16 protein-coding genes and 1 pseudogene are annotated in these 19,843 nt (G+C 72.4%); 11 read left to right on the top strand and 6 right to left on the bottom strand.

The genetic code is table 11. The features are described from left to right. Positions 1–524: 524 nt before the first annotated feature. From SACE_RS37650 to hisD, 4 genes are all read right to left on the bottom strand, one after another. The gene (locus SACE_RS37650; protein ID WP_157355926.1) at positions 525–671 is read right to left on the bottom strand and encodes a hypothetical protein; all 147 of its coding nucleotides are present in this window, start codon (positions 669–671) and stop codon (positions 525–527) included. Positions 672–1,041: 370 nt separating this feature from the next. Beyond that, entirely contained in the window at positions 1,042–1,941 is a 900-nt protein-coding gene (locus tag SACE_RS15135) for a DUF72 domain-containing protein (RefSeq protein ID WP_029621509.1), read from the bottom strand. 95 nt (positions 1,942–2,036) lie between these two features. Then, positions 2,037–3,377, bottom strand: coding sequence for an MFS transporter (locus tag SACE_RS15130; protein ID WP_009945296.1), 1,341 nt, complete (start codon positions 3,375–3,377; stop codon positions 2,037–2,039). Between the two features lie 26 nt (positions 3,378–3,403). Then, positions 3,404–4,723 carry a histidinol dehydrogenase gene (gene hisD / locus SACE_RS15125; RefSeq protein WP_009945297.1) on the bottom strand — a complete coding sequence of 440 codons (1,320 nt, stop codon included), beginning with the start codon at positions 4,721–4,723 and terminating at the stop codon, positions 3,404–3,406. A gap of 118 nt (positions 4,724–4,841) precedes the next feature. Here hisD and SACE_RS15120 point away from each other — a divergent pair, with 118 nt between their 5' ends. The 4 genes and pseudogenes from SACE_RS15120 to SACE_RS15100 all read left to right on the top strand — a co-directional run bounded on the left by SACE_RS15120 (position 4,842) and on the right by SACE_RS15100 (position 8,516). After that, positions 4,842–5,849 carry a LacI family DNA-binding transcriptional regulator gene (locus tag SACE_RS15120; protein WP_009945298.1) on the top strand — a complete coding sequence of 336 codons (1,008 nt, stop codon included), beginning with the start codon at positions 4,842–4,844 and terminating at the stop codon, positions 5,847–5,849. 94 nt (positions 5,850–5,943) lie between these two features. Continuing rightward, on the top strand, positions 5,944–6,270 hold the full coding sequence (locus tag SACE_RS15115; protein ID WP_009945299.1) for a DUF2795 domain-containing protein: 327 nt from the start codon (positions 5,944–5,946) through the stop codon (positions 6,268–6,270). Positions 6,271–6,777: 507 nt separating this feature from the next. Next, a pseudogene (locus tag SACE_RS37185) lies at positions 6,778–7,610 on the top strand (aldo/keto reductase). 111 nt (positions 7,611–7,721) lie between these two features. After that, positions 7,722–8,516, top strand: coding sequence for an SDR family NAD(P)-dependent oxidoreductase (locus SACE_RS15100; RefSeq protein WP_009945304.1), 795 nt, complete (start codon positions 7,722–7,724; stop codon positions 8,514–8,516). A 64-nt stretch (positions 8,517–8,580) separates the two neighbouring features. Here the strand turns inward: SACE_RS15100 and SACE_RS15095 are convergent, their stop codons facing one another. Then, positions 8,581–8,814: a hypothetical protein gene (locus SACE_RS15095; protein WP_231850011.1), complete on the bottom strand. Its 234-nt coding sequence runs from the start codon at positions 8,812–8,814 to the stop codon at positions 8,581–8,583. A gap of 274 nt (positions 8,815–9,088) precedes the next feature. Between SACE_RS15095 and grpE the strand changes: the two genes are divergently transcribed. Genes grpE through SACE_RS38315 form a run of 7 tightly spaced genes read left to right on the top strand, consistent with a single transcriptional unit; the run spans position 9,089 to position 19,182 of the window. Beyond that, a complete protein-coding gene (gene grpE, locus SACE_RS15090; protein ID WP_009945306.1) occupies positions 9,089–9,838 on the top strand; it encodes a nucleotide exchange factor GrpE in 750 nt (249 codons plus the stop codon). Continuing rightward, positions 9,831–11,498 carry an Hsp70 family protein gene (locus SACE_RS15085; protein ID WP_009945307.1) on the top strand — a complete coding sequence of 556 codons (1,668 nt, stop codon included), beginning with the start codon at positions 9,831–9,833 and terminating at the stop codon, positions 11,496–11,498. The genes grpE and SACE_RS15085 overlap by 8 nt, the downstream gene beginning before the upstream one ends. Next, positions 11,498–13,858, top strand: coding sequence for a SaeA-related protein (locus SACE_RS15080; protein WP_009945308.1), 2,361 nt, complete (start codon positions 11,498–11,500; stop codon positions 13,856–13,858). The genes SACE_RS15085 and SACE_RS15080 overlap by 1 nt, the downstream gene beginning before the upstream one ends. Beyond that, a complete protein-coding gene (locus SACE_RS15075; protein WP_009945309.1) occupies positions 13,858–15,045 on the top strand; it encodes a TRAFAC clade GTPase domain-containing protein in 1,188 nt (395 codons plus the stop codon). The genes SACE_RS15080 and SACE_RS15075 overlap by 1 nt, the downstream gene beginning before the upstream one ends. Continuing rightward, positions 15,045–17,453, top strand: a complete 2,409-nt coding sequence (locus SACE_RS15070) for a GTPase-associated protein 1-related protein (RefSeq protein WP_009945310.1) — start codon at positions 15,045–15,047, stop codon at positions 17,451–17,453. The genes SACE_RS15075 and SACE_RS15070 overlap by 1 nt, the downstream gene beginning before the upstream one ends. Continuing rightward, positions 17,453–19,048: a TRAFAC clade GTPase domain-containing protein gene (locus tag SACE_RS15065; protein ID WP_009945311.1), complete on the top strand. Its 1,596-nt coding sequence runs from the start codon at positions 17,453–17,455 to the stop codon at positions 19,046–19,048. The genes SACE_RS15070 and SACE_RS15065 overlap by 1 nt, the downstream gene beginning before the upstream one ends. Beyond that, the gene (locus SACE_RS38315) at positions 19,045–19,182 is read left to right on the top strand and encodes a hypothetical protein (RefSeq protein ID WP_009945312.1); all 138 of its coding nucleotides are present in this window, start codon (positions 19,045–19,047) and stop codon (positions 19,180–19,182) included. The genes SACE_RS15065 and SACE_RS38315 overlap by 4 nt, the downstream gene beginning before the upstream one ends. Here SACE_RS38315 and SACE_RS15060 read toward each other — a convergent pair whose 3' ends face one another. Further along, the gene (locus tag SACE_RS15060; protein ID WP_009945313.1) at positions 19,183–19,842 is read right to left on the bottom strand and encodes an RES family NAD+ phosphorylase; all 660 of its coding nucleotides are present in this window, start codon (positions 19,840–19,842) and stop codon (positions 19,183–19,185) included. Between the last annotated feature and the right edge of the window lies 1 nt (position 19,843).

Genomic DNA, 19,843 nt, shown 5'->3' with positions numbered 1-19,843 from the left:
CGCGGCCGAGCAACCTCCACATCGAACACTGTGGACAGCACCACTGTGGACTCCTCGCACCCGCCCTCATAGCGCGACTCCGTCCGCGAACTCCTGGTCCGTTCGGACTATCGCGGCTCCGCCGGAAAACCTCTCAAGCGCGCGTCCGGACAAGGGCGTGATCTGTGACTGCTGCCCTCGACAGCCCGGGCGGCCTGCTGCAAACGTCTTCGCGAGTTTCTCACCGCGACGGCGGACAGGAAGCCGGTGCGAAGCCGACACGGTCCCGCCACCGTGAATGGGGAGCCACCGCCCCGCGCCACACGTCTCCACCGTTCGAGGCACGACGCGCGTCCACGTGCGTCGCTCGCAGGAATCACGCCGTGCTGACCGCACTGGTCCTTGCGGGTCGGCAACGCGGTCGGTTCGGGCTCCGGCGAAGCCCGCGAGGCGGACTCGCTCGACGTGGGTGATCTCGCCGGCCGCACCGTCGCCGCGCTGCTCGCACACCGCGAGGCGCCGATGCGGGTCGCGGTGCTCGACGCCTACCTGGCCTGGCTGCAACCGCACTCCCAGCACCCGAGGTCCAGCCTCGTGCACGTCCCGGCCGGTACGTCGTTGGAGAAGTCGATGACCAGTGCCCGGCGGTGCTGGTCTGCGACGAGATCACCTCCGGTCAGAACGGTGCACAAGGTGGGACTGCTCGAACTGCTCGCCGACGCGGTGCGTTCCGCAGGCGTCGGGTTGGTGCTGATCAGCCACGACCTTCCCGCCGGTACGTCGTTGGCAGACGAGATTTTCGTGTTGGAAACGGGACGCTGCGTGGAAACCGCCCCGACGCACACCCTGCTGTCGGCTCCGACCACGAGCTTCGCCCACGACCTCGTCGCGAGCGCCCGCGAAGGCGCGCAGCCGCAACACCTTCCGCGCGGATCCGTTCCCTGGTGCTTCGTAAATGATCTAGGTCTGGTTCGCGGGGGTTTACGCCGGAATGACGTTGGGCAAGCGCCGGTCATCCGCGGAGGCGACGCCGACGCAGTGACCAAACCTGTCCGCGAGTCACTAGCCCCGACCGGCCAAGCGCTCGCAGCGCTGCGCCAGTGCGAGGGCGTCATAAGGGGCGTGGACCTTGACGTCGTTGTCGAAGTAGACGTAGACGTCCCGGCCCTTCGCCCGCCGCGCGGGCGGAGCGACGGTGTGGTCGGTGCGCGGGCTGCGGCCCTGGTGCCAGTCGTGCACCAGTCCTGCCCAGCGGTCGAGCGCGCTGCCGGTGTAGCCGCTGACGTAGAGCTCCTCGTCACCGTGCAGCCGGACGTAGACGAAGTCGCTGGTGACGTCCTCCAGGTGCGGCCACTTCCCAGCGGTGTCGGCGACTACGAGTCCGATGTCGTGCTCCCGCAGCAGCTCCACGACTTCGGCGCCGGCGAAGCTCGGGTGGCGCACCTCCAGGGCGTGGCGCAGCGGCTGGTCGGTCTCGGTCTCGGTCAACGCGCGGCCGCGCAGGCGGTCGTCGTGCCGGGCGGCCAGGTCCGCCGCCGCTCCGGTGCTGCGGGGCAGCAGGGCGAAGAACTCCGCCAGCCGCTCGGCGTCGAAACCCAGCGACGGCGGCAGCTGCCACAGCAGCGGCCCCAGCTTGCCGCCGAGGGCGAGCACACCGGAGGCGAAGAAGTTGGCCATCGCCGTCTCGACGCCGCGCAGCTTCTTCATGTGCGTGATGTAGCGGCTTCCCTTGACCGCGAACAGGAAGTCATCGGGCGTCTGCGCCGCCCAGCCGCGGTAGCTCTCCGGCCGCCGCAGCGAGTAGAAGGACGCGTTGATCTCGGCGGAGCCGAGCTTGCCGGACAGGTATCGGAGCTCTTCGCCGCGCCGCAGGTCGGCCGGGTAGAACGAGCCGCGCCAGGGCTCGTAGACCCACCCGGAGGTACCGATCCGCACGCGGTGCGCCTTCGATCTCGATCCCATGACCCCGCTCAGCGTACCGGCCCCGGCGCCCCGTCGTGGGGCGAAGACGCCTCGCCGCCGGGAACCCCGCAGGGCTCCCGGCGGCGAGCACGCGGTCAGACCGCGGTCTTCTGCACCGCGGACTCCGGCTCCCGCCCCGCGTGCAGGCTGCGCCGGAACGTCTCCGGCGCGGCGAACATCGACGCGGCCGCGACCAGCGCCCCGGCGGCGACCAGCGCCGCGACGCTCCACGACGCGCCGCCGGTGGACATGATCAGCGAGGTCGCCAGCAGCGGGGTGAACCCGCCGAGGAGCACGCTGCCGATCTGGTAGCCGATCGACACGCCGCTGTAGCGGACCCGGGGCTCGAACAGCTCGGTGTAGAACGCCGCGATCGGTGCGAACACCGCGCCGTGCGGGACGGCGAGCGCGACCGCCAGCGCCAGCGCGACCAGCGCCGGCGACCGGGTGTCGACCAGCAGGAAGAACGGCCAGGCGTAGGCGGCCATGAACAGCGCGCCGCCGATGAACACCGGCCTGCGGCCGACGCGGTCCGACAGCGCGCCCCACAGCGGCAGCGCCACGATGTTCAGCGCCGCCGCCAGCATCACGCCGGTGAGCCCCGCCTGGCGCGGCAGCCCGAGCTGCTGGGTGAGGTAGCTGAGGATGAAGACGGTGAACACGTAGTAGTTGCCGCCTTCGGCGAAGCGGACCCCGACCGCGATCAGGATCTGCTTCGGGTGGGTCCGCAGCACCTCGACCAGCGGCCTGCGCGCCGGGCCCTCCGCGGCGGTGGCCGCGGCGAACGACTCCGGCTCGCTGATGCGGAACCGGATGTAGAGGCCCACCACCGCCAGCACGATGCTCAGCAGGAACGGCACCCGCCAGCCCCAGGCGAGCAGCTGCGGCTCCGGCAGCGCGGAGACGCGGCTGAACACGCCGGTGCCGAGCAGCAGCCCGGCCGACACACCGGTCTGCGGCCACGCGCCGTACCTGCCGCGCTTGTCGTCGGGGGCGTGTTCCACCGCCATCAGGACCGCACCGCCCCATTCGCCGCCGACGGCGAAGCCCTGGACGAGCCGCAGCACGACCAGCAGCACGGGTGCGATGACGCCGACCTGCCCGTAGGTCGGCAGCAGGCCGATCAGCGTGGTGGCGGCGCCCATCAGCAGCAGGGTCGTCACCAGCATCGCCTTGCGGCCCAGCCGGTCGCCGTAGTGGCCGGCGACGAAACCGCCCAGCGGGCGGGCGATGAAACCGGCAGCGAACGTCCCGAACGCGGCCAGCGTGCCCGCGGTCGGACTGACGTCGCTGAAGAACAGCCGGTTGAAGATCAGCGCGGCCGCGGTGCCGTAGATGGTGAAGTCGTACCACTCGATGACGCTGCCGATGGTGCTCGAGGTCAGCGTCCTCGGCGCGGACGAGGCCCCGGTGCGCTTCGTTGCGGTGGAGGACATGCCGTGCGCTTTCTGGTCGTGGCCGGTCAGGAGCGGGTGACGGCGCCGGGTGCCCAGGGCAGCGGTGCGCCGGCGTACTTGGCGGCGCGGACGTCGCCGGAGCGGGCGTGGCCCTCGAACAGCTCGACGCGGGCGGCGCGGCCGCACACCTCGCCGAGCCGGGCGCTGGCGGCCTCGTCGGTGACCTCCTGGTAGGTGACGGTCTTGAGGTACTTGCCGACCCACAGCCCGCCGGTGTAGCGGGCGGCTCCGCGGGTGGGCAGCACGTGGTTGGTGCCGATCACCTTGTCCCCGTAGGACACGCAGGTGCCCTCGCCGAGGAACAGCGCACCGTAGTTGCGCATCTTCTCCAGCGCCTCGCGCGGGTTCGCGGTGAGGATCTGCACGTGCTCGCCGGCGTAGGTGTCGGCCAGCTCGTAGGCCTCGTCGAGGTCGGCGACGACGTGGACCTCGCCGTGGTCGCGCCAGGCGGGTCCGGCGTTGTCGCGCGTGGGCATCTCGGGCAGCAGCTTGTCGACCTCGTCGATGACCTGCCTGCCGAGGGACTCCGAGGTGGTGATCAGCACCGCAGGCGAGTCCGGGCCGTGCTCGGCCTGGCTGAGCAGGTCGACCGCCGTGACGAACGGGTCGGCGGTCTCGTCGGCGACGACGAGCACCTCGGTCGGGCCCGCGAACAGGTCGATGCCGACCTCGCCGAAGAGCTGGCGCTTGGCCTCGGCCACGAAGGCGTTGCCGGGGCCGGCCAGCATGTCCACCGGCGCCATGCTCTCGGTGCCCAGCGCCATGCTCACCACCGCCTGCACCCCGCCGAGCAGGTGGATCTCGTCGGCGCCGGCCAGGTGCATGGCGGCGACGGTGGCGTCGGGGATCTCGCCGCGGATCGGCGGCGTGCAGGCGACCACCCGCGGCACGCCCGCCGCCTTGGCCGTCAGGATCGTCATGTGCGCCGAGGCCAGCAGCGGGTAGCGGCCGCCGGGCACGTAGGCGCCGGCCGCGGCGATCGGGATGTGCTTCTGGCCCAGGTGGACCCCGGGCAGGGTCTCGACCTCGAACTCCCGCATCGAGGCGAGCTGGTGCTCGGCGAAGGTGCGCACCTGCCGCTGCACGAACTCGATGTCGTCGATGACCTGCTCGGGCACCCGGGCGACGATCTCGGCGATCTGCTCGGGCGAGAGGCGGAACGACTCCGGCTCCCAGCGGTCGAAGCGGGCCGAGTACTCGCGGACCGCCTGGTCACCGCGGGTGCGGATGTCGGCGATGATCGACTCGACCTTCTCCCGCACGTCGGGCAGCGAGGTCGCGACGGCCGCGGAGCGGGCGTCCGGGGTTTTCAGGGCGAGAGACATGGGTGGCGATCCTTCGCATGTTTACGTACACATCCTCTTGGCGAAGCACCATAGGGCGGTAGTCTTGTTTACGTAAACTCCCGACCGCCCTTTCTCGATCCAGGCATGGAGGTGCCCGGTGGTCACCAGCCGGGACGTAGCCCAACTCGCCGGCGTCTCGCAGATGACGGTGTCCCGAGTCCTGCAGGGCAGCACCAAGGTCGCCGCGGCGACCAGGGAGCGCGTGCTGGCCGCGATGAAGGAGGCCGGCTACCGGCCGCACGCCGCGGCGCGCACGATGCGGACCCGGCGCACCGGGACGGTCGGCGTCGTGGTCGCCGACATCACCAACCCCTTCTACCCCCAGCTGCTCGAGGCGGTCGGGCAGGCGCTGGGCGAGGCCGGGCAGCGCATGGTCCTGTGGAACGCCCCCGACCCCGGCGGGTCCAGCGCACTGGCCGCGCTGGACGACGGCACCGTCGACGGCCTGATCTTCACCACCGTCACCGAGGGCTCGACCGAGCTCGCCGAGGTGCTGCGGCGCGGCGACCCGGTCGTGCTGCTGCACCGCGGCCTGGACTCGCTCGAGTGCGACCAGGTCACCACCGACAACGTCGCGGGCGGCCGCGCGGTCGCCGACTACCTGGTCGCTGGCGGGCACACCCGCATCGGCTTCCTGCGCGGCCCCGAGCTGCCGAGCACGGCGCGCCACCGCGAGCAGGGCTTCCGCGACCGGCTGGCCGAACTGGGACATCCGCTGGCCGAGGCGCTGACCAGGCAGGGCGGCTTCGCCCACGACGTGGCGCGGACGGCGATGCGCGACCTGCTCTCCCAGGACGAGCCGCCCACGGCGGTGTTCTGCGCCAACGACCTCACCGCGCTGGGCGCGGTGGACGCCGCGGTCTCGCTCGGACACCGCGTCCCGCAGGACGTGTGGGTGGTCGGCTATGACGACATCGCCATGGCGGCGTGGGACTCCTACGACCTGACCACCGTCCGCCAGCCCATCGCCGACATGGCGCGCGCCGCGGTCGGGCTGCTGCTCGAACGCGTCGAGGACCGTTCGCTGCCGCCCCGCAGGCAGACCTTCCCCAGCGAGCTCACCATCCGCGGCTCGACCGCCCGCACCGCCTGGCCGGGAGCGTGATCGACTTGACTGCCCCGCAGGGGTTTCGCCGCGGCACGCCCGGGCAATCCCGTGAGCTGAAGCGGCAAGCGACCCCGCAGGTACAGGAGGCGACATGAGCACGGATCGTTCGACGCTGGAGGCGACCCTCTCGGCTGCGGACTTCCCTGCGAGCAAGGAGCAGATCGTCGGCTACGCCGCCAACAACGGCGCTGACGAGGACACGTTGCGCGCGCTGCGCGCGCTGCCGCTCGCCGACTACGAGAACGTCGAAAAAGTCATCCGCTCGACTCCCATGGACAAGGGGGTCGAGGAGGGCCAGTCCAGCTCGGACAAGGCCCAGCAGGCGCGGCAGCACACCAAGGGCGGGCTCGCCGAACACGAGACCGAGGTCCCGAGCAACCCGATCGTCGAAGAGCTGGGCGAGAACCGCGGGAGCTGACCGCGGCCCCGGTGCCGAACAGGGCAGGACCGCGACGCGCAGAAGCGCGGCTGGGGTCGCCGGGTGCTGTCCGGGCGCTTCGGTGGCGGTGGCGCCTGCAGACCGTGCCGCCACCGAAGCGTCTTGACTTGCAGGAAGCTTCCAGCTCGCCGAACGCCCCGCTTCCTGACGCATGGAATCCGCTCGCCGCACCTGCTGGCGAACGCGCCGCAACCTCTGCTTTTCCTTGCCCTCCCAGGACAAGACTTCGATGCCTGATGCGTCCACGGCCTGTGACGGCTGACGCATCGATCGCGTCGCGAAGGCGCCCTTGCCGACGCTCAGGGCACCTGGTCCCGGTGTTGCCACCCCTCGTTGCGTATCGATGCAACACGCCCCTACAATATAAGGCGTGTGCAAATAAAGGCGTGCGGTTGTAATTCGGCGGGTGCCGCCGAGGCACGCCGTCACCTTCCCCGCCTGCCCGGACCCGGGCCTACGCAGAACTTCCGAAAGGACGCACCACCGATGACCAGCGTTCCCACGGTCACGCTCAACAACGGCGTCGAGATGCCCCAGCTCGGCTACGGCGTGTTCCAGGTCCCCGAGGACGAGACCGCCGCCGCGGTCGGCGCCGCGCTCGAAGCGGGCTACCGCAGCATCGACACCGCCGCCGCGTACGGCAACGAGGCCGCCGTCGGCCGCGCGCTCGCCGGGTCCGGGCTCGCCCGCGACGAGCTGTTCGTCACCACCAAGCTGTGGAACGCCGACCAGGGCTACGACAACGCGCTGCGGGCCTTCGACACCAGCCTGGAGCTGCTCGGCCTCGACCACCTCGACCTGTACCTGATCCACTGGCCGACCCTGAGCGCGGTCTCCACCGGGAGACCTGGCGCGCCCTGGAGGAGCTGTACTCGCAGGGCCGGGTCCGCGCGATCGGCGTCTCCAACTTCCAGCCCGCGCACCTGCGCGACCTCGCCGAGCACGGCGGCGTGGTGCCCGCGGTGAACCAGGTCGAGCTGCACCCGTTCCTACAGCAGGCCGAGGTCCGCCGGTACGACGCCGAGCACGGCATCGCCACCGAGGCGTGGAGCCCGCTGGCCAAGGGCGGCGAGCTGCTGTCCGAGCCGGTCGTCGCGGACCTGGCGCGCAAGCACGGCCGCACCCCGGCGCAGGTCGTGCTGCGCTGGCACCTGCAGCTGGGCAACGTCGTCATCCCGAAGTCGGTCACGCCGTCGCGCATCCGGGAGAACCTCGACGTCTTCGGCTTCACCCTGGACGAGGCGGACCTGACGACGCTGGCGGCGCTCGACCGCGGCGAGCGCACCGGCCCCGACCCCGACACCTTCAACGTCGCCTGAGCACAACCCGGTAGCGGTGCCCGCGCGCCGCATCACGCGCGGAGCCGCCCGGTCGGCAGAACACTGGGCGGGACGGCGTTCCCTCCCGGCACGAGGAAAGGGTTTTCGCAGATGCAGTTGGACCTCACCGGCAGGACCGCGCTGGTCACCGGTTCCACGCAGGGCATCGGCGCGGCGATCGCCACCGCCCTGGCCCGTTCGGGCGCCCGCGTCGCGGTCAACGGCCGCAAGGGCGAGACCACGGAGGAGGCCGCGCGGCGGCTGCGCGACGAGGTCGCCGGTGCCGACGTGGTGCCGGTCGCCGCCGACGTCGCGAGCGAGGAAGGCGCGCGGCAGCTCGTGGAGCAGTTGCCCCACGTCGACGTCCTGGTCAACAACCTCGGCATCTTCGGCGCGCAGCCCGCGCTGGAGATCACCGACGAGGAGTGGCGGCGCTACTTCGAGGTCAACGTCCTGTCCGCGGTGCGCCTGACCCGCTCGTACCTGCCCGGCATGGTCGAGCGGGGCTGGGGCCGCGTGCAGTACATCGCCAGCGACTCGGCGGTGGTGACCCCGGCGGAGATGATCCACTACGGCATGTCCAAGACCGCCCTGCTGGCCGCCTCCCGCGGCTTCGCCAAGGAGGCGGCGGGCACCGGCGTGACCGTCAACTCGGTGATCGCCGGGCCGACCCACACCGAGGGCGTGGAGAAGTTCGTCTACGAGCTGGTCGACCAGGACCTGCCGTGGGAGCGGGCGCAGCGGGAGTTCATGCGGCTGCACCGGCCGCAGTCGCTGATCCAGCGCCTGATCGAGCCGGAGGAGATCGCCAACATGGTGGTGTACCTCAGCTCGCCGCTGTCGTCGGCCACCACCGGCGGGGCGCTGCGGGTCGACGGCGGCTACGTCGACAGCATCCTGCCCTGACCCGGCCGGGTCCGTCGCCGGCTCGACGGCGGACCCGGGTCCACAGTGGACTTTTTGCCCGGGTTCATTCGCCCGGCACCACCGAATGGTCCACGATCGCAAGGGGATGCCGGATCACCGCGGCGGTCAGCGTCCGGGCGCTCCCGGCGGCGGTCGCGGCGTCGGCTCCGGTGAGCCGGGCGGCGAGGTAGCCGGCGTTGAAGGCTTCACCGGGCCAGTGGAGTCCACCACGCGCGTCCCCTCCGGCGCTGGAGCGACCGACCTCCCTCAGCACGCACCCGTGCGCAGCTTTATTCACCGCCACCTCCGCAACCCCAATCCGCGCAACCGCCGCACCACGGCCTGGGGATCGCCGTCGCTGAAGGCACGGTGCGGGGAAGGCCAAGTGCACGGGAAAGCCGCGGTGCAGGGGAAACGCGGTGCGCTTTGCGCTTTCCGGGTGAGTCGCGGAACCTCTCCGCCCGCGGCTTGGTCCAACCTCGGCGAATCCGTTCCAGAGCCGGTCGACGCAGCGATAGGGTCTGTGATCAACGACAGGTGTACTCCGTGCGGTCGAACGACCGCGGAGCGAAGTGGGCATCGAGGCGGGCGAGGTCATGCGCGACGAACAACAGGGCGGTGCCGCGGCGGAACAGGACTTCGACGCGCACCCGGAAACGCCGGAGCAGTCCGCTGATCCGGACGCGCGACCAGAGCCGGCGGACGGAAGCGGAGCAGCGCCGACGGACGGCGACGAAGCGGCGCCGGCAGCCGCAACGGACGTCGAGGAAACCGAGCCCGCCGACGACGACCCGCTTGTCGCGCTGACCGACGCGGTTTCCGCGCTGACCGAGCAGATCCGCGAACACCACGCCAGAGCCACCGCGCGCGAGCGCGTCATCGACAACCTGCACGCCGAGGTCGAACGGCTCCGCGCCGGCGAGCAGAACCTGCTGCTGCGCCCGGTGGTCACCGACCTGCAGAACCTGCGCAAGGACCTGTTGCACCAGGCGCGGACGCTGCCCGCCGACATCGCGCGCGACCAGGTGGCCGGGTTGCTGGAATCCTTCGCGCTCAGCGTGGAGCTCGCGCTGGAGCGATGCGGCAGCGCACCGATCGTCCCCGCGGAGGGCGACGAGTTCTCCGCGCGCGAACACCGCGCGGTCAAGCTCGTGCCCGCCGAGCGAGCCGAGCAGGACGGCAGGGTCGCCGCGGTCGTCGCCGACGGCTACCGGGACACCGCCACCGAGCGCGTGACCGCACCCGCCCGGGTCCACGTCTACCGGTGGACACCTGTCGAGACCTCCAGCACGGAACAGGAACAGGAGCGCGCGGATGCCTGACGAGAGCCTCAAGGTCTTCGGCATCGACCTCGGCACGACCTACTCCGCCATCGCCTACGTCGACGAGACAGGCCGGCCGGCGGTGTGCCGCAACACCGACAGCCTGGAGACGACGCCGTCGGTGGTGTTCTTCGAGAACGAGTCCAACGTCGTGGTCGGCTCGGTCGCCAAGAACTCCGCGATCACCTACCCCGACCAGGTCGTGTCGCTGATCAAGCGGGAAATGGGGAGCGAGGCGGTCTACGACTACCACGGCACCACCTACACCCCGGAGTCGATCTCGGCGCTGATCCTCAAGCAGCTCGCCCAGGACGCCGCCACCCACACCGGCGGACCCGCCACCCGCGCGGTCATCACCGTCCCGGCCTACTTCGGCATGCTGGAGCGCACCGCCACCAAGAACGCGGGGCAGATCGCCGGGCTGGACGTGATCGGCATCGTGCCGGAGCCGGTCGCCGCTGCGCTGCACTACGAGGCGACGACCGACGCCGAGGACAGGACGATCCTGGTCTACGACCTGGGCGGCGGCACCTTCGACACCACCGCGATCCGGGTGTCCTCCGACGAGATCGAGGTGCTGTGCACCGACGGCGACGACCACCTCGGCGGCGCCGACTGGGACGCCCGGCTGCGCGACTACCTGCTGCAGCGGTTCACCGAGTCGACCGGTACCGACGCCGAGGACGACGAGGAGTTCATGCAGTCGCTGGCCACCACGGCCGAGGAGACCAAGAAGCAGCTCTCCCGCGCCGAGTCCCGGCCGGTCGCGCTGCGCGGCGCGGGCAGCAGCGCGCGCGTGGAGGTCACCCGCGAGCTGTTCGAGCACGAGACCAGGGACCTGCTGGACAAGACGATCGACATCGTCCGGCGCACGCTGGAGACCCTGCGCGACAAGCGGCCGGGCACCACCATCGACGACGTCCTGCTGGTCGGCGGCTCGACCAAGATGCCCGCGGTCGCCGAGCGCCTGCGCGCGGAGTTCGGCTGGGAGCCCAAGCTGCACGACCCGGACCTGGCGGTGGCCAAGGGTGCCGCGCTCTACGCGCTGGGTCGCGTGGTGCACAAGGAGAAGCAGGACGCCGAGGACGCCGGCGGCACCGCCGAGCAGGTGCGGGAACGGGTCGCCGAGGCCGTCGGCGGCGTGGCCGCGCAGACCGGCATCTCGGTGCGGACGCTGGAGGGCCTGGCCGCCAAGCAGACCCGCAACGTGCTGCCGAAGGCGTTCGGGGTCAAGCTCGTCGACACCAGCGAACCCGACTGGCAGAGCAAGCCCAAGCGCCACTACGTCCACCACCTCGTGCACGCCAACGACGCGCTGCCCACCGAGGTGCGCAACCTGCAGGCCGCCACCGTCGAGGAGGGCCAGCAGGGCGTCGAGATCGAGCTGTTCGAGCAGTCCGGCGTGGTCGCCGGGCCGGAGCTGGCCGAGAACAAGGCGCTCAACGAGGGCAAGGGACTCATCGACGGACTGCCGCCGATGCCGGTCGGCTCGCCCGTCGACATCCGCATGACCGTCGACGCCGAGGGGCTGCTCGAGCTCAACGCCACCGAACCGAGCACCGGCAAGTCGCTGGACATCAAGGTCCGGGTCAGCGTGCGCAGCGACGAGGAGGTCGCCGAGGCCGCGAAGGTCGTCGCCGGGATCACGGTCTCGAGCTGATGGCCCCGTTCGACCCGAAGGACTACGAGCAGGAGGTGGTGCGGCCGCTGCGGGGGCGCGGCGGCCGGCTGCCCGACGACCTCGTGTCGCGCTATGCGGTCCGGCTGGACTTCTCCGACGACGAGCTGGCGGAGCGGATCGCCCAGATCCGCTCGCACTGGAACAAGAGCGCCCAGTCCACGGCGAAGTCCACGTTCGTCCGCAGCGTCTACAAGGCTTTCCTGCGCGAGGACGAGGAGCTTCGGCGCGAGCACGGCGAGCGGATGCTGCGGATCTCCTGGTGGCGCGAGCGCGACGCGGCGCGGACCGGCAGCCGCAGGCAGCAGGTCGACGAGCTGGTCGCGATGCTGCACGCCGACTTCGGTGACCTCGGCCTGATCACCTCCGGCCAGCTGGAGGCGATGCGCGAGACCTTCAGCCTGCTGGCACCCGAGGAGGTCGACCGGGCGCTGGAGACCGCGGGCGTGCGGCTGAGCACCCCGGTGGAGCTACCCCGCGCCAGCGGACTGCGCGAGACGACGTACCGGCGGCTGAAGTCGCTGCTCGCCGACGCCGAGATGAGCAGCATCGCCGAGCTGCTGCACGGCGAGCTGACCAGCCTGCGCATCCTCACCGCCTTCGCCAGCACCCCGGCGCACCCGGCAGGGCTGACCGCCGAGGCGGTGCGCCAGGCGATCGACCGGGAGAACCGCCGCTCCGGCAACCAGGCCGTACGCGAGGCGCTGGGCATCCTCAACACCGCGGTGACCTCCGACGGGGTCGACCTGCGCCGGCTCACGCTGTTCCACCTGCTCGACGACGTGCGCAGGCACCACGACAACCGCGCTCCGGCGTCGGTGCTGCTGCGGCATCTGCGGCAGGCGAAGCTGGCGGAGTCCGAAGCGCGGCAGGCCGTGGTGAGCGTGCTCGGCGAGACCGGCGGGCGCGGGCCCGCCCCACCGCCCGGGCTGCCCGGCGTCACCGAGCTGCTGCGCGACGGCTGCCTCGTCGCCGCCGAACAGGCGCTGACCGGCATCACCGACGCCGAGGAGGCCGAGTCCGCCCGGCGGCTGGTGGAGCGCCAGGGCGAACGGGTCCGCGAGCTGCGGTCGGCCGCCCACCGGGCGCTGGTCGCGGGCGAGGAAACCGAGGCGCGGCAACGGTTGCTGCAAGCCGCGGCGCTGGCCACCGACGACGACCGCATCGCGGCCGAGCTGCGCCGCGTCCCTCCCCCTCCGGTGCTGGAGGTGTCGGCGCAGCCGGAGGGAACCGGCGTGCGGGTGTCGTGGCGGGTGCCCGCCGAGCACGAGAACGGGACGGTCTACCGGGTTGTGCGCCGCAACGACCGGGTGCCCGCCGACCCCGCCGACGGGGAGGTCGTCGCCGAGGACACCGCGACGGTCGCCCGCGACACCGGCGCTCGGGCCGGGGTGCGGGTCGGGTACGCGGTGTTCGCCGCGCAGGAGCAGGGCGCGTGGTCGCGTCCGGCGGGAGCCCGGATCGAGGTGCTGCCGCCGGTGCACGGCGTCCGGCTCCGGGCCGCTCAGGGCGCGGTCGAGGCGAGTTGGAAGGTGCATCCCGACGCGATCGCCGTCGACGTCCGCCGCAGCGACGGCTCGCGGGAGTTACCGGTCGCCACCACGGACACCACGTCGTTCCGCGACACCGGCACGACTCCCGGGGTGGACTACACCTACGTGCTGACCGCCCGCTACCGGCGGTCCGACGGCACCGAGGCGTCGTCGGAACCGGTGCGCGCCGAGAGCACCAGCCGCGTGGTGCCCGCGCTGCCGCCGGTCAGCGGCCTGGAGTTCCGCCGCTTCGACGAGGAACTGTTGCTGTCGTGGGTGTGGCCCGAGCGGGCCGGTGTGGCCGAGGTGATGTGGAACGGCACGGCGGGCTCCGGCAGGCACCGGCTGACCAGGCAGGAGTACCAGGCATCGGGCGGCTGCCGGCTGCGCACCGGGCCCGGACCGGTGCGGGTGCGCGTCAGCGCGGTCGCCGCCGCCGAGGACGGCGCCGCGTGCTCGGCGCCCACCGAGATCGACATCCAGGGCCGCCAGCCGCACGTCGGCTACACCGTGGAGCGCCGGTCGCGCCCGTTGGTCGGCGGCGGTACCGCGCGGATCACGCTGACCGCCGACCAGCCGGTGCCGGCGTGCACGGTGCTGGTGGTCGCCGCGCAGGGCCGCGTGATGCCGCTGCAACCGGCCGACGGCCAGGTCATCGGCCGGGTCGAGGGCGAGCTGCGCCCCGGACGCCCGGTCGAGACCACCGTGGAGGTCCCGAAGCTGCGCCGCCCGTACTGGCTGCGTTGCTTCACCGAGACGGCCGGTGTCCGGCTCGTCGACCCGCCCACCGCGCAACTGAAGGCCACCTGATGCCGACCACCGCCTGCCCCTACTGCTACCACCGCTTCCAGCCGGCGAACCTGCGGTTCCAGTGCACGGGGCGGGCCGCGCCCGGCCGCACGCGCTGCACGCGTTCGGTCGACGAGGAGCGGCTGCGGCTGACCGGGTACGCCGAGGCGTCCTGGCCGACGTTCCCGCCGCCGCCGTCGCGGCTGCGGCTGCCGCGGCGCAGGGCCACCTGCCCGGACTGCGGCACCGACACCGGCATCCGCGCGTGCCCGGTCTGCCGCACGCCGCTGCCCGCCAACTTCGCCGACAGCCGCAGCCCGCTGATCGGCATGGTGGGCGGCAAGAACTCCGGCAAGACCGTCTACACCACGGTGCTGGTGCACGAGCTGCGCCACCGCGTGCGCCGCCGCTTCGACGCCGACGTGTCCTTCGCGGGCGAGCAGGCCGGTGCGCGGACCGCCGCGTGGCTGGAGCACTACGAGCACGCGCTGTTCGACGACAACGAGCTGTTCGAGTCCACCGCCGGGTCGACCGACGGCAGTCGCGTGCCGCTGGTGGTGCAGTGGCGCCAGCCCCACCGCTCTTTGGGCCGCGAGGTGCACAGCACCACGACGCTGTCGTTCTACGACGCGGCGGGCGAGGACATGACCACGCAGGAGTTCGTCAACCGCCAGGCCTACCTCGGCGCGGCCGACGGGCTGATCGTGCTGCTCGACCCCTTCCAGCTCCCCGGCACTCGCGACCGCATCGCGGTGCCGGAGGCGGGCATGCGCGAGACCGAGCCGCCGCTGAGCGTGCTCGGCCGCCTCACCGAGCTGCTGCGCGCCACCGGCGGTGTCGGTGTCCGCCGGCGCATCCCGGTGCCCGTCGCGGTCGTGTTCTCCAAGATCGACGCGTTCTACGGGATGCTGGGCGAGGGCCATCCGCTGCTGCGCGCACCGTCGGCCGGGGCGCACTACGACGAGGCGGCCGGGCGCGACACCGACGAGCACCTGCGTGCCCTGCTCGCCGACCTGGGGGCCGACGACATCGACGCCCACCTGCGGGCGCACTACAAGAGCTACCGCTACTTCGCGGTGTCCTCGCTGGGCGCCGAACCCGACTACGACCACAAGCGGATCGATCCGGGCGGGGTGCGCCCGTTCCGGGTGGACGAGCCGCTGCTGTGGCTGCTCGGACTCTTCAGGATCGTCGAACGGAGCGGGTGATGGGCGGGCGCGGCTTCGAGTCGCTGTTCTACACCGACTGCCGCCAGGGCCAGGGCCTGCGGGGCGGGGCCGGGTTCCAGTTCCAGGCCGTCTCGTCCGGGGCGGGCCACGAGATGATGGGCCTGGTCCAGCGGTCCGCGCTGTACGAGGCGCCGGTGTCGTGGATGCGCGGCAAGCGCCCGGTCGAGCAGTACCCGCCTTCGCTGGCGCACGTCTTCGACGGCGTGTACGCGACCGCGCGCGGCGTCTACCTGGGTGCCGAGGCCGGCGGGGTCCGGGAGGGCAACCAGTTCACCCACGCCATCGCCACCGCCGATCCGCAGCTCTACGGGCCCGTCCGCCCCGCGCAGTTGTGGGAGGCGCCCTGGTGGTCCGAGCGCCCCGCCGACGGCACCGAGACCGAGCCGGTGCCCGCCGAGCCCGAGCCCGGCCCGTGCGGGGTGGACGTCCTGCGGGACTGGGTGCTCGGCACGACCGGCGGCGAGAGCTGGCTGCTGGCGCTGACCTCCGCGCTGGACCGCGTCCACGACGAGAACCCGCGGCGGGTGCTGTTCGTCGGCGCCGACGCGGGCGAGATCGTGCGCTGGATCGCCGCCGGTACCCTGCTGCTGCCCCAGGAAAGGGCGTTGCGGGTCGGTTTCCGGGTGTTCGCGACGAGTCCGCAGTACAGCAGGCACGAGGTGCTTGCGCTGCACCCGGACTGGGCGGGCCAGCTCGCCGACACCGAGCGGGACAGCGGTTTCGCGGTGTTCGACCTGGTGTCCGGCCGCCACTCCCGGATCGAGCCGACCGAGTGCGCCTCGCACTGGGTATCGCGCTTCCTGCGGGCCGACCCCTACGACGTGATCGACGCGGTGGAGATGGCGCACCGGTTCGCCCGCGACGGCGGCAGGCCGCGGCCGGGGACGGGCGACCGGCTGGCCGCCGGAGTGCTCACCTGCGGCGATCCGCTGGAGCACCGCTCCGAGGCCGCGGTGCTGGCCGACTGGCTGGCCTCGGCGCCACCGGAGTCCGCGCAGGACGCGCTGGAACCGGTGGCCGAGGCGGTCATGTCCGCGGGACCCGACGCCCCGGCGCTGCGCAAGCTGGCCGCGGCTGTCCACTCAGGACAGGACGAGCTGGCCGGCCAGGTCTGGTACGCGCTGCTGCGGGCCGAGCTCGACGAGGTCGTGCGCGGCGTGGCCGCCACCGGCCGCGGCACGCTGCCGCAACGCCGCTGGTCACCGCCGGAAGTGGAGCGGGCGACCTCGCTGGTGGAGTCGGTGGCGGCCGGCGTCGCCCCGGAGCGGTTCGACGCCCTGCTGCGCCTCGCCGCCGGATTCGGCATCACACCGCGCATCGACCGCTTCCGCGACGCCGCCGCCCGGTTCGTGAGCTGGTGGGCCGACAACCCGGACGCCAAGGCCTCCCCCTCGCGGTGGAGCTGCGAACCGCAGGTGCTCGACCTGCTCCGCGACGAGCTCGCGTTCCGGTTGCGCGGACCGCATGCCGACCAGACCGTCGCAGCGATCCGCCGGCACTGGTGGCCGCTGCTGCTGCCGACGGTCAGCGACCCGTTCATGCGGCTGGACGCCGTGGTGGCCGGCGCGGCGGTGGCCGAGGGCGGCCAGAGCCGCCGGGAGGCCTTCGCCGCCATGCGCGCCCCGTTGCAGGAGCCCGACCGGCCGGGCGTGGGCGACGCGGTGTGGGAGGCGCTGTTCCAGGACACCACGCCGTCGGTCGCCGAGATGCTGGAGTTCTTCTCCCAGATGCCGACCGCGACGGTGTCGGAGTCGTTGGCGCGCAAGGCGTTCCCGGTGCTGGAGAGGTCCACTGTGAACGCCGAGTACCTGGAGGTGCTGCGCAAGCTCGTCGAGCACGTCCGGTCCGAGCCCATGCGAGAGCTGTGGAAGCAGGACGGCGCGTTGCGCCGGTGGCTGACGGCTTTCCAGCGCAGCGACGGCAGCGAGTCGGCCGCGGCGCTGGCCGAGGTGTCCAAACCCGTGCTCTCGGCCCGTGCTCGCGATCTGGTGGACGCGCTGCTGGGGGTCGAGCTCAGCCGCGCGGTGAACGCGGCGGTGCGTGGCGGGGAGGCCGTGCAGACCGTGCTGGTGGACGAGCTCGCCGCGGTGTGGAACGGGAATGCGCCGCAGGAGCGCGGGGATCGGGCGGTGGCGCTGGCGTTCCTGGTGGCCTGGTCGGACAAGGCGGCGGACTCGGCGCGGGCCGGTTTCGACAAGGGGCTGGCGTCGTGGGTGGGCGAGCACCGCCAGTCCGACCAGCGCCGGATCAGGATGCTGCTGCGCGCGGTCGACTCCGACCACGCAACCGCGTGGCACGAGTGGCTGCGCGAGCTCGGCAAGAACAAGCAGCGCAAGCCCTCCGCCGCGCGCCGCCTGTTCGACCGGCTGCGGGAACGGGGTGAGTGATGCAGAACCCCGTCGTCGCGCTCCTGCTGCTGGGTGCCGGGTTGTGCGCGCTCGGCGTCGTCTTCTACGCATCGCTGATCGCGCTGTGGCTGGGGTCCATGGCCGGGGTGGTGGGCTCGTTCGTCATCGCCTGCACCACGCTCGCCGGAGGTGGTAGGTGGCGGCCCGCCCTGGTGATGCCCGAGCACGTCGAGGCGGGCACCGCGGGATTGCCCCGGTTCCGCCGCAACCGCCCGCGCGGCCGGGACCGGGCCTGGCCCGGTTACCTCGCTTCGCAGTGGCGCTACGACTTGCTGGCCGCCTGGCACCGCGGTCGCGGCATCATCGTCGCCGGATACCGGCGGATCCGCGGCTGGGGCGGGTACGGCGAGTGGGCCGCACTCCGGTTCCTGGTGCAGGCCGTGCCGTTCGCGGGGTGGTCCGGCGTGCTGGTCGGCACGTTGGCCGGCGGGCTGCTCGTCACGGTCGTCGCGGCCGCGGTTCTGGTCGTCGCCGGGATCGGCTGGGCCGCGGTGATCGCCCTGCTTCGCGGCTGCGACGGCATGGTCCGACGCATCCGCCGCGCCGACGCCGTCTGCCCGCATCCCGAGTGCTACTACAAGCAGCGCCTCCCCGACTACCGTTGCCCGAACTGCGCGACGGTGCACCGCGACATCCGGCCCGGTCTGCTCGGCGCGGTGTGGCGGCGGTGCGGCTGCGATACCCGGCTGCCGACGACGGTGCTGCGCGCCGCGCGGAAGCTGACCGCGCTGTGCGAACGCTGCGGGCAGCCGTTGCACACCGGCGCGGCCGCGCTGACCGGCATCTCGATGCCGGTGTTCGGCGCGGTCTCGGCGGGCAAGACCCGGCTCGTGCACGCCGGGATGGTGAAGCTGCGCGACGAGCTGGCGGCGGCCGGCGCGGAGCTGGAGTTCGACGACGAGCCGAGCAGGCAGGTCTTCGCCGAGGCCACCCGACTGGTCTCCGGTGGCGGTGAGACCGCCAAGACCCCGGCCGGCCGGCTGCCCGCGGCGATCACCGCGCGGGTCCGGCGTGGTCGCAGGCAGGCGCTGCTGAGCCTGTTCGACGCCGCGGGCGAGTTCTTCGTGGACCGGCAGGAGAACACCGAGCTGGAGTTCCTCGACCACGCGCGAGGTCTGGTGTTCGTCGTGGACCCGTTCTCCGCGCGGTGGGTGCGCGACCAGTTCGGTGGCGCGGGGGACGCGCGAGTCGTGGCGGCCAACCCGGCGACCAGGGACCCCGACGACGTCTACCAGGTGACGGTGCGCAGGCTCAAGGACTACCGCGTCGACCTCGGGCGCCGGGCGCTCGCGGTCGTGGTGGTCAAGGCCGACCTGCTCCAGGACCTGGACTGGGCCGGGCCGCTGCTGTCGGGCCGGGTCCGGGAATGGCTGACGACGGCCGGACTGGAGAACATGGTGCTGTCGGCGGAGCGCGACTTCGCCGAGGTGCGCTTCTTCGTCGCTTCGTCGCTCACCGGGACCAGGCCCGGCAGCGCCCTGTCCCCTGCCGAACCCTTCCTGTGGCTGATGGGCCGCGGCGGGTTCCCGGTCTCGCGCGGCGGGTCCGGCCGAACGGTGAAGGAGCCGGTGTGAACCGACAACCGCCGCCGGGCTACCGCGCCCACCGCTGGGTCCTGTTCGGGGTGCTGGCGCTGGTCGCCCTGGCACTGGTCGCCGACACGCTGCTGAACCTGTTGGCTTGGCTGCTCACGCCGGGGACCTCGTGATCAGCCCTGCGTTTTCCGGCGCGGGGGCAGCGAGACCTGCACGCGGTAGGCGCCGAGCACGTCGTTGAGGTAGTGCGCGCCTTCGAGGGTGCCGAGCTCGACCGACGCCGCGGATTCCAGGGCGTCGGGGCCGCACCGGTCGCCGAAGAGAACGAGCGCCTCTCCCCCGATGTCGCGTCTGGACCGCCAGATGAGCCCGTCGGCCCACCTCGCCTGCTCCCTGATCCAGCTCGCCCAGCGCCGCGTCTTGCCGTACTCGTCGCTCTGGATGAGCCACCCGTCCTGCGCGACCGCCGCCAGGTCCGGTCCGCTGAGCAGGCTCACCAGGGCCAGCGGGCGGGTCGTGCGCACCGAGCTGATGCGGCGCCCGTTGACCTTGCCGCGCGAGACGAGCCTGCCGCCGTTGTCGCGGTACCGCAGATCCCGCGCCAGGTACTCCATGAGCGCCGTGGGTGGCTGCAAGGCCGCGTAGTACACGGGGTACGGGTCGCGTTCGGTGCCGTCGAACCGGCCGCCACCGAAGTGGTCGTCGGAGGGGCCGGGGCGGAAGCTCGTGGCGTCGAACTCGCCGGAATGCACCCGCCACAGCTCGGCGTCGGCGGGCAGCTCGTGGCGGGCTGGGCTGTCGGCGTACTTCGGGGGAGGCGCGAGGTCGGGCACC

Source organism: Saccharopolyspora erythraea NRRL 2338 (assembly GCF_000062885.1).
GTDB classification, from domain to species: domain Bacteria; phylum Actinomycetota; class Actinomycetes; order Mycobacteriales; family Pseudonocardiaceae; genus Saccharopolyspora_D; species Saccharopolyspora_D erythraea.
This window is presented reverse-complemented; position numbering and strand designations above follow the sequence as displayed.

Bases quoted from the DNA above. Each gene is read 5' to 3' on its own strand.
- SACE_RS15085 (WP_009945307.1), top strand. From the start codon at position 9,831: ATGCCTGACGAGAGCCTCAAGGTCTTCGGCATCGACCTCGGCACGACC.
- SACE_RS15080 (WP_009945308.1), top strand. From the start codon at position 11,498: ATGGCCCCGTTCGACCCGAAGGACTACGAGCAGGAGGTGGTGCGGCCG.
- SACE_RS15065 (WP_009945311.1), top strand. From the start codon at position 17,453: ATGCAGAACCCCGTCGTCGCGCTCCTGCTGCTGGGTGCCGGGTTGTGC.
- hisD (WP_009945297.1), bottom strand. From the start codon at position 4,723: ATGTCTCTCGCCCTGAAAACCCCGGACGCCCGCTCCGCGGCCGTCGCG.
- SACE_RS15135 (WP_029621509.1), bottom strand. From the start codon at position 1,941: ATGGGATCGAGATCGAAGGCGCACCGCGTGCGGATCGGTACCTCCGGG.
- SACE_RS15070 (WP_009945310.1), top strand. From the start codon at position 15,045: ATGGGCGGGCGCGGCTTCGAGTCGCTGTTCTACACCGACTGCCGCCAG.
- SACE_RS15100 (WP_009945304.1), top strand. From the start codon at position 7,722: ATGCAGTTGGACCTCACCGGCAGGACCGCGCTGGTCACCGGTTCCACG.
- SACE_RS15115 (WP_009945299.1), top strand. From the start codon at position 5,944: ATGAGCACGGATCGTTCGACGCTGGAGGCGACCCTCTCGGCTGCGGAC.
- SACE_RS15130 (WP_009945296.1), bottom strand. From the start codon at position 3,377: ATGTCCTCCACCGCAACGAAGCGCACCGGGGCCTCGTCCGCGCCGAGG.
- SACE_RS15075 (WP_009945309.1), top strand. From the start codon at position 13,858: ATGCCGACCACCGCCTGCCCCTACTGCTACCACCGCTTCCAGCCGGCG.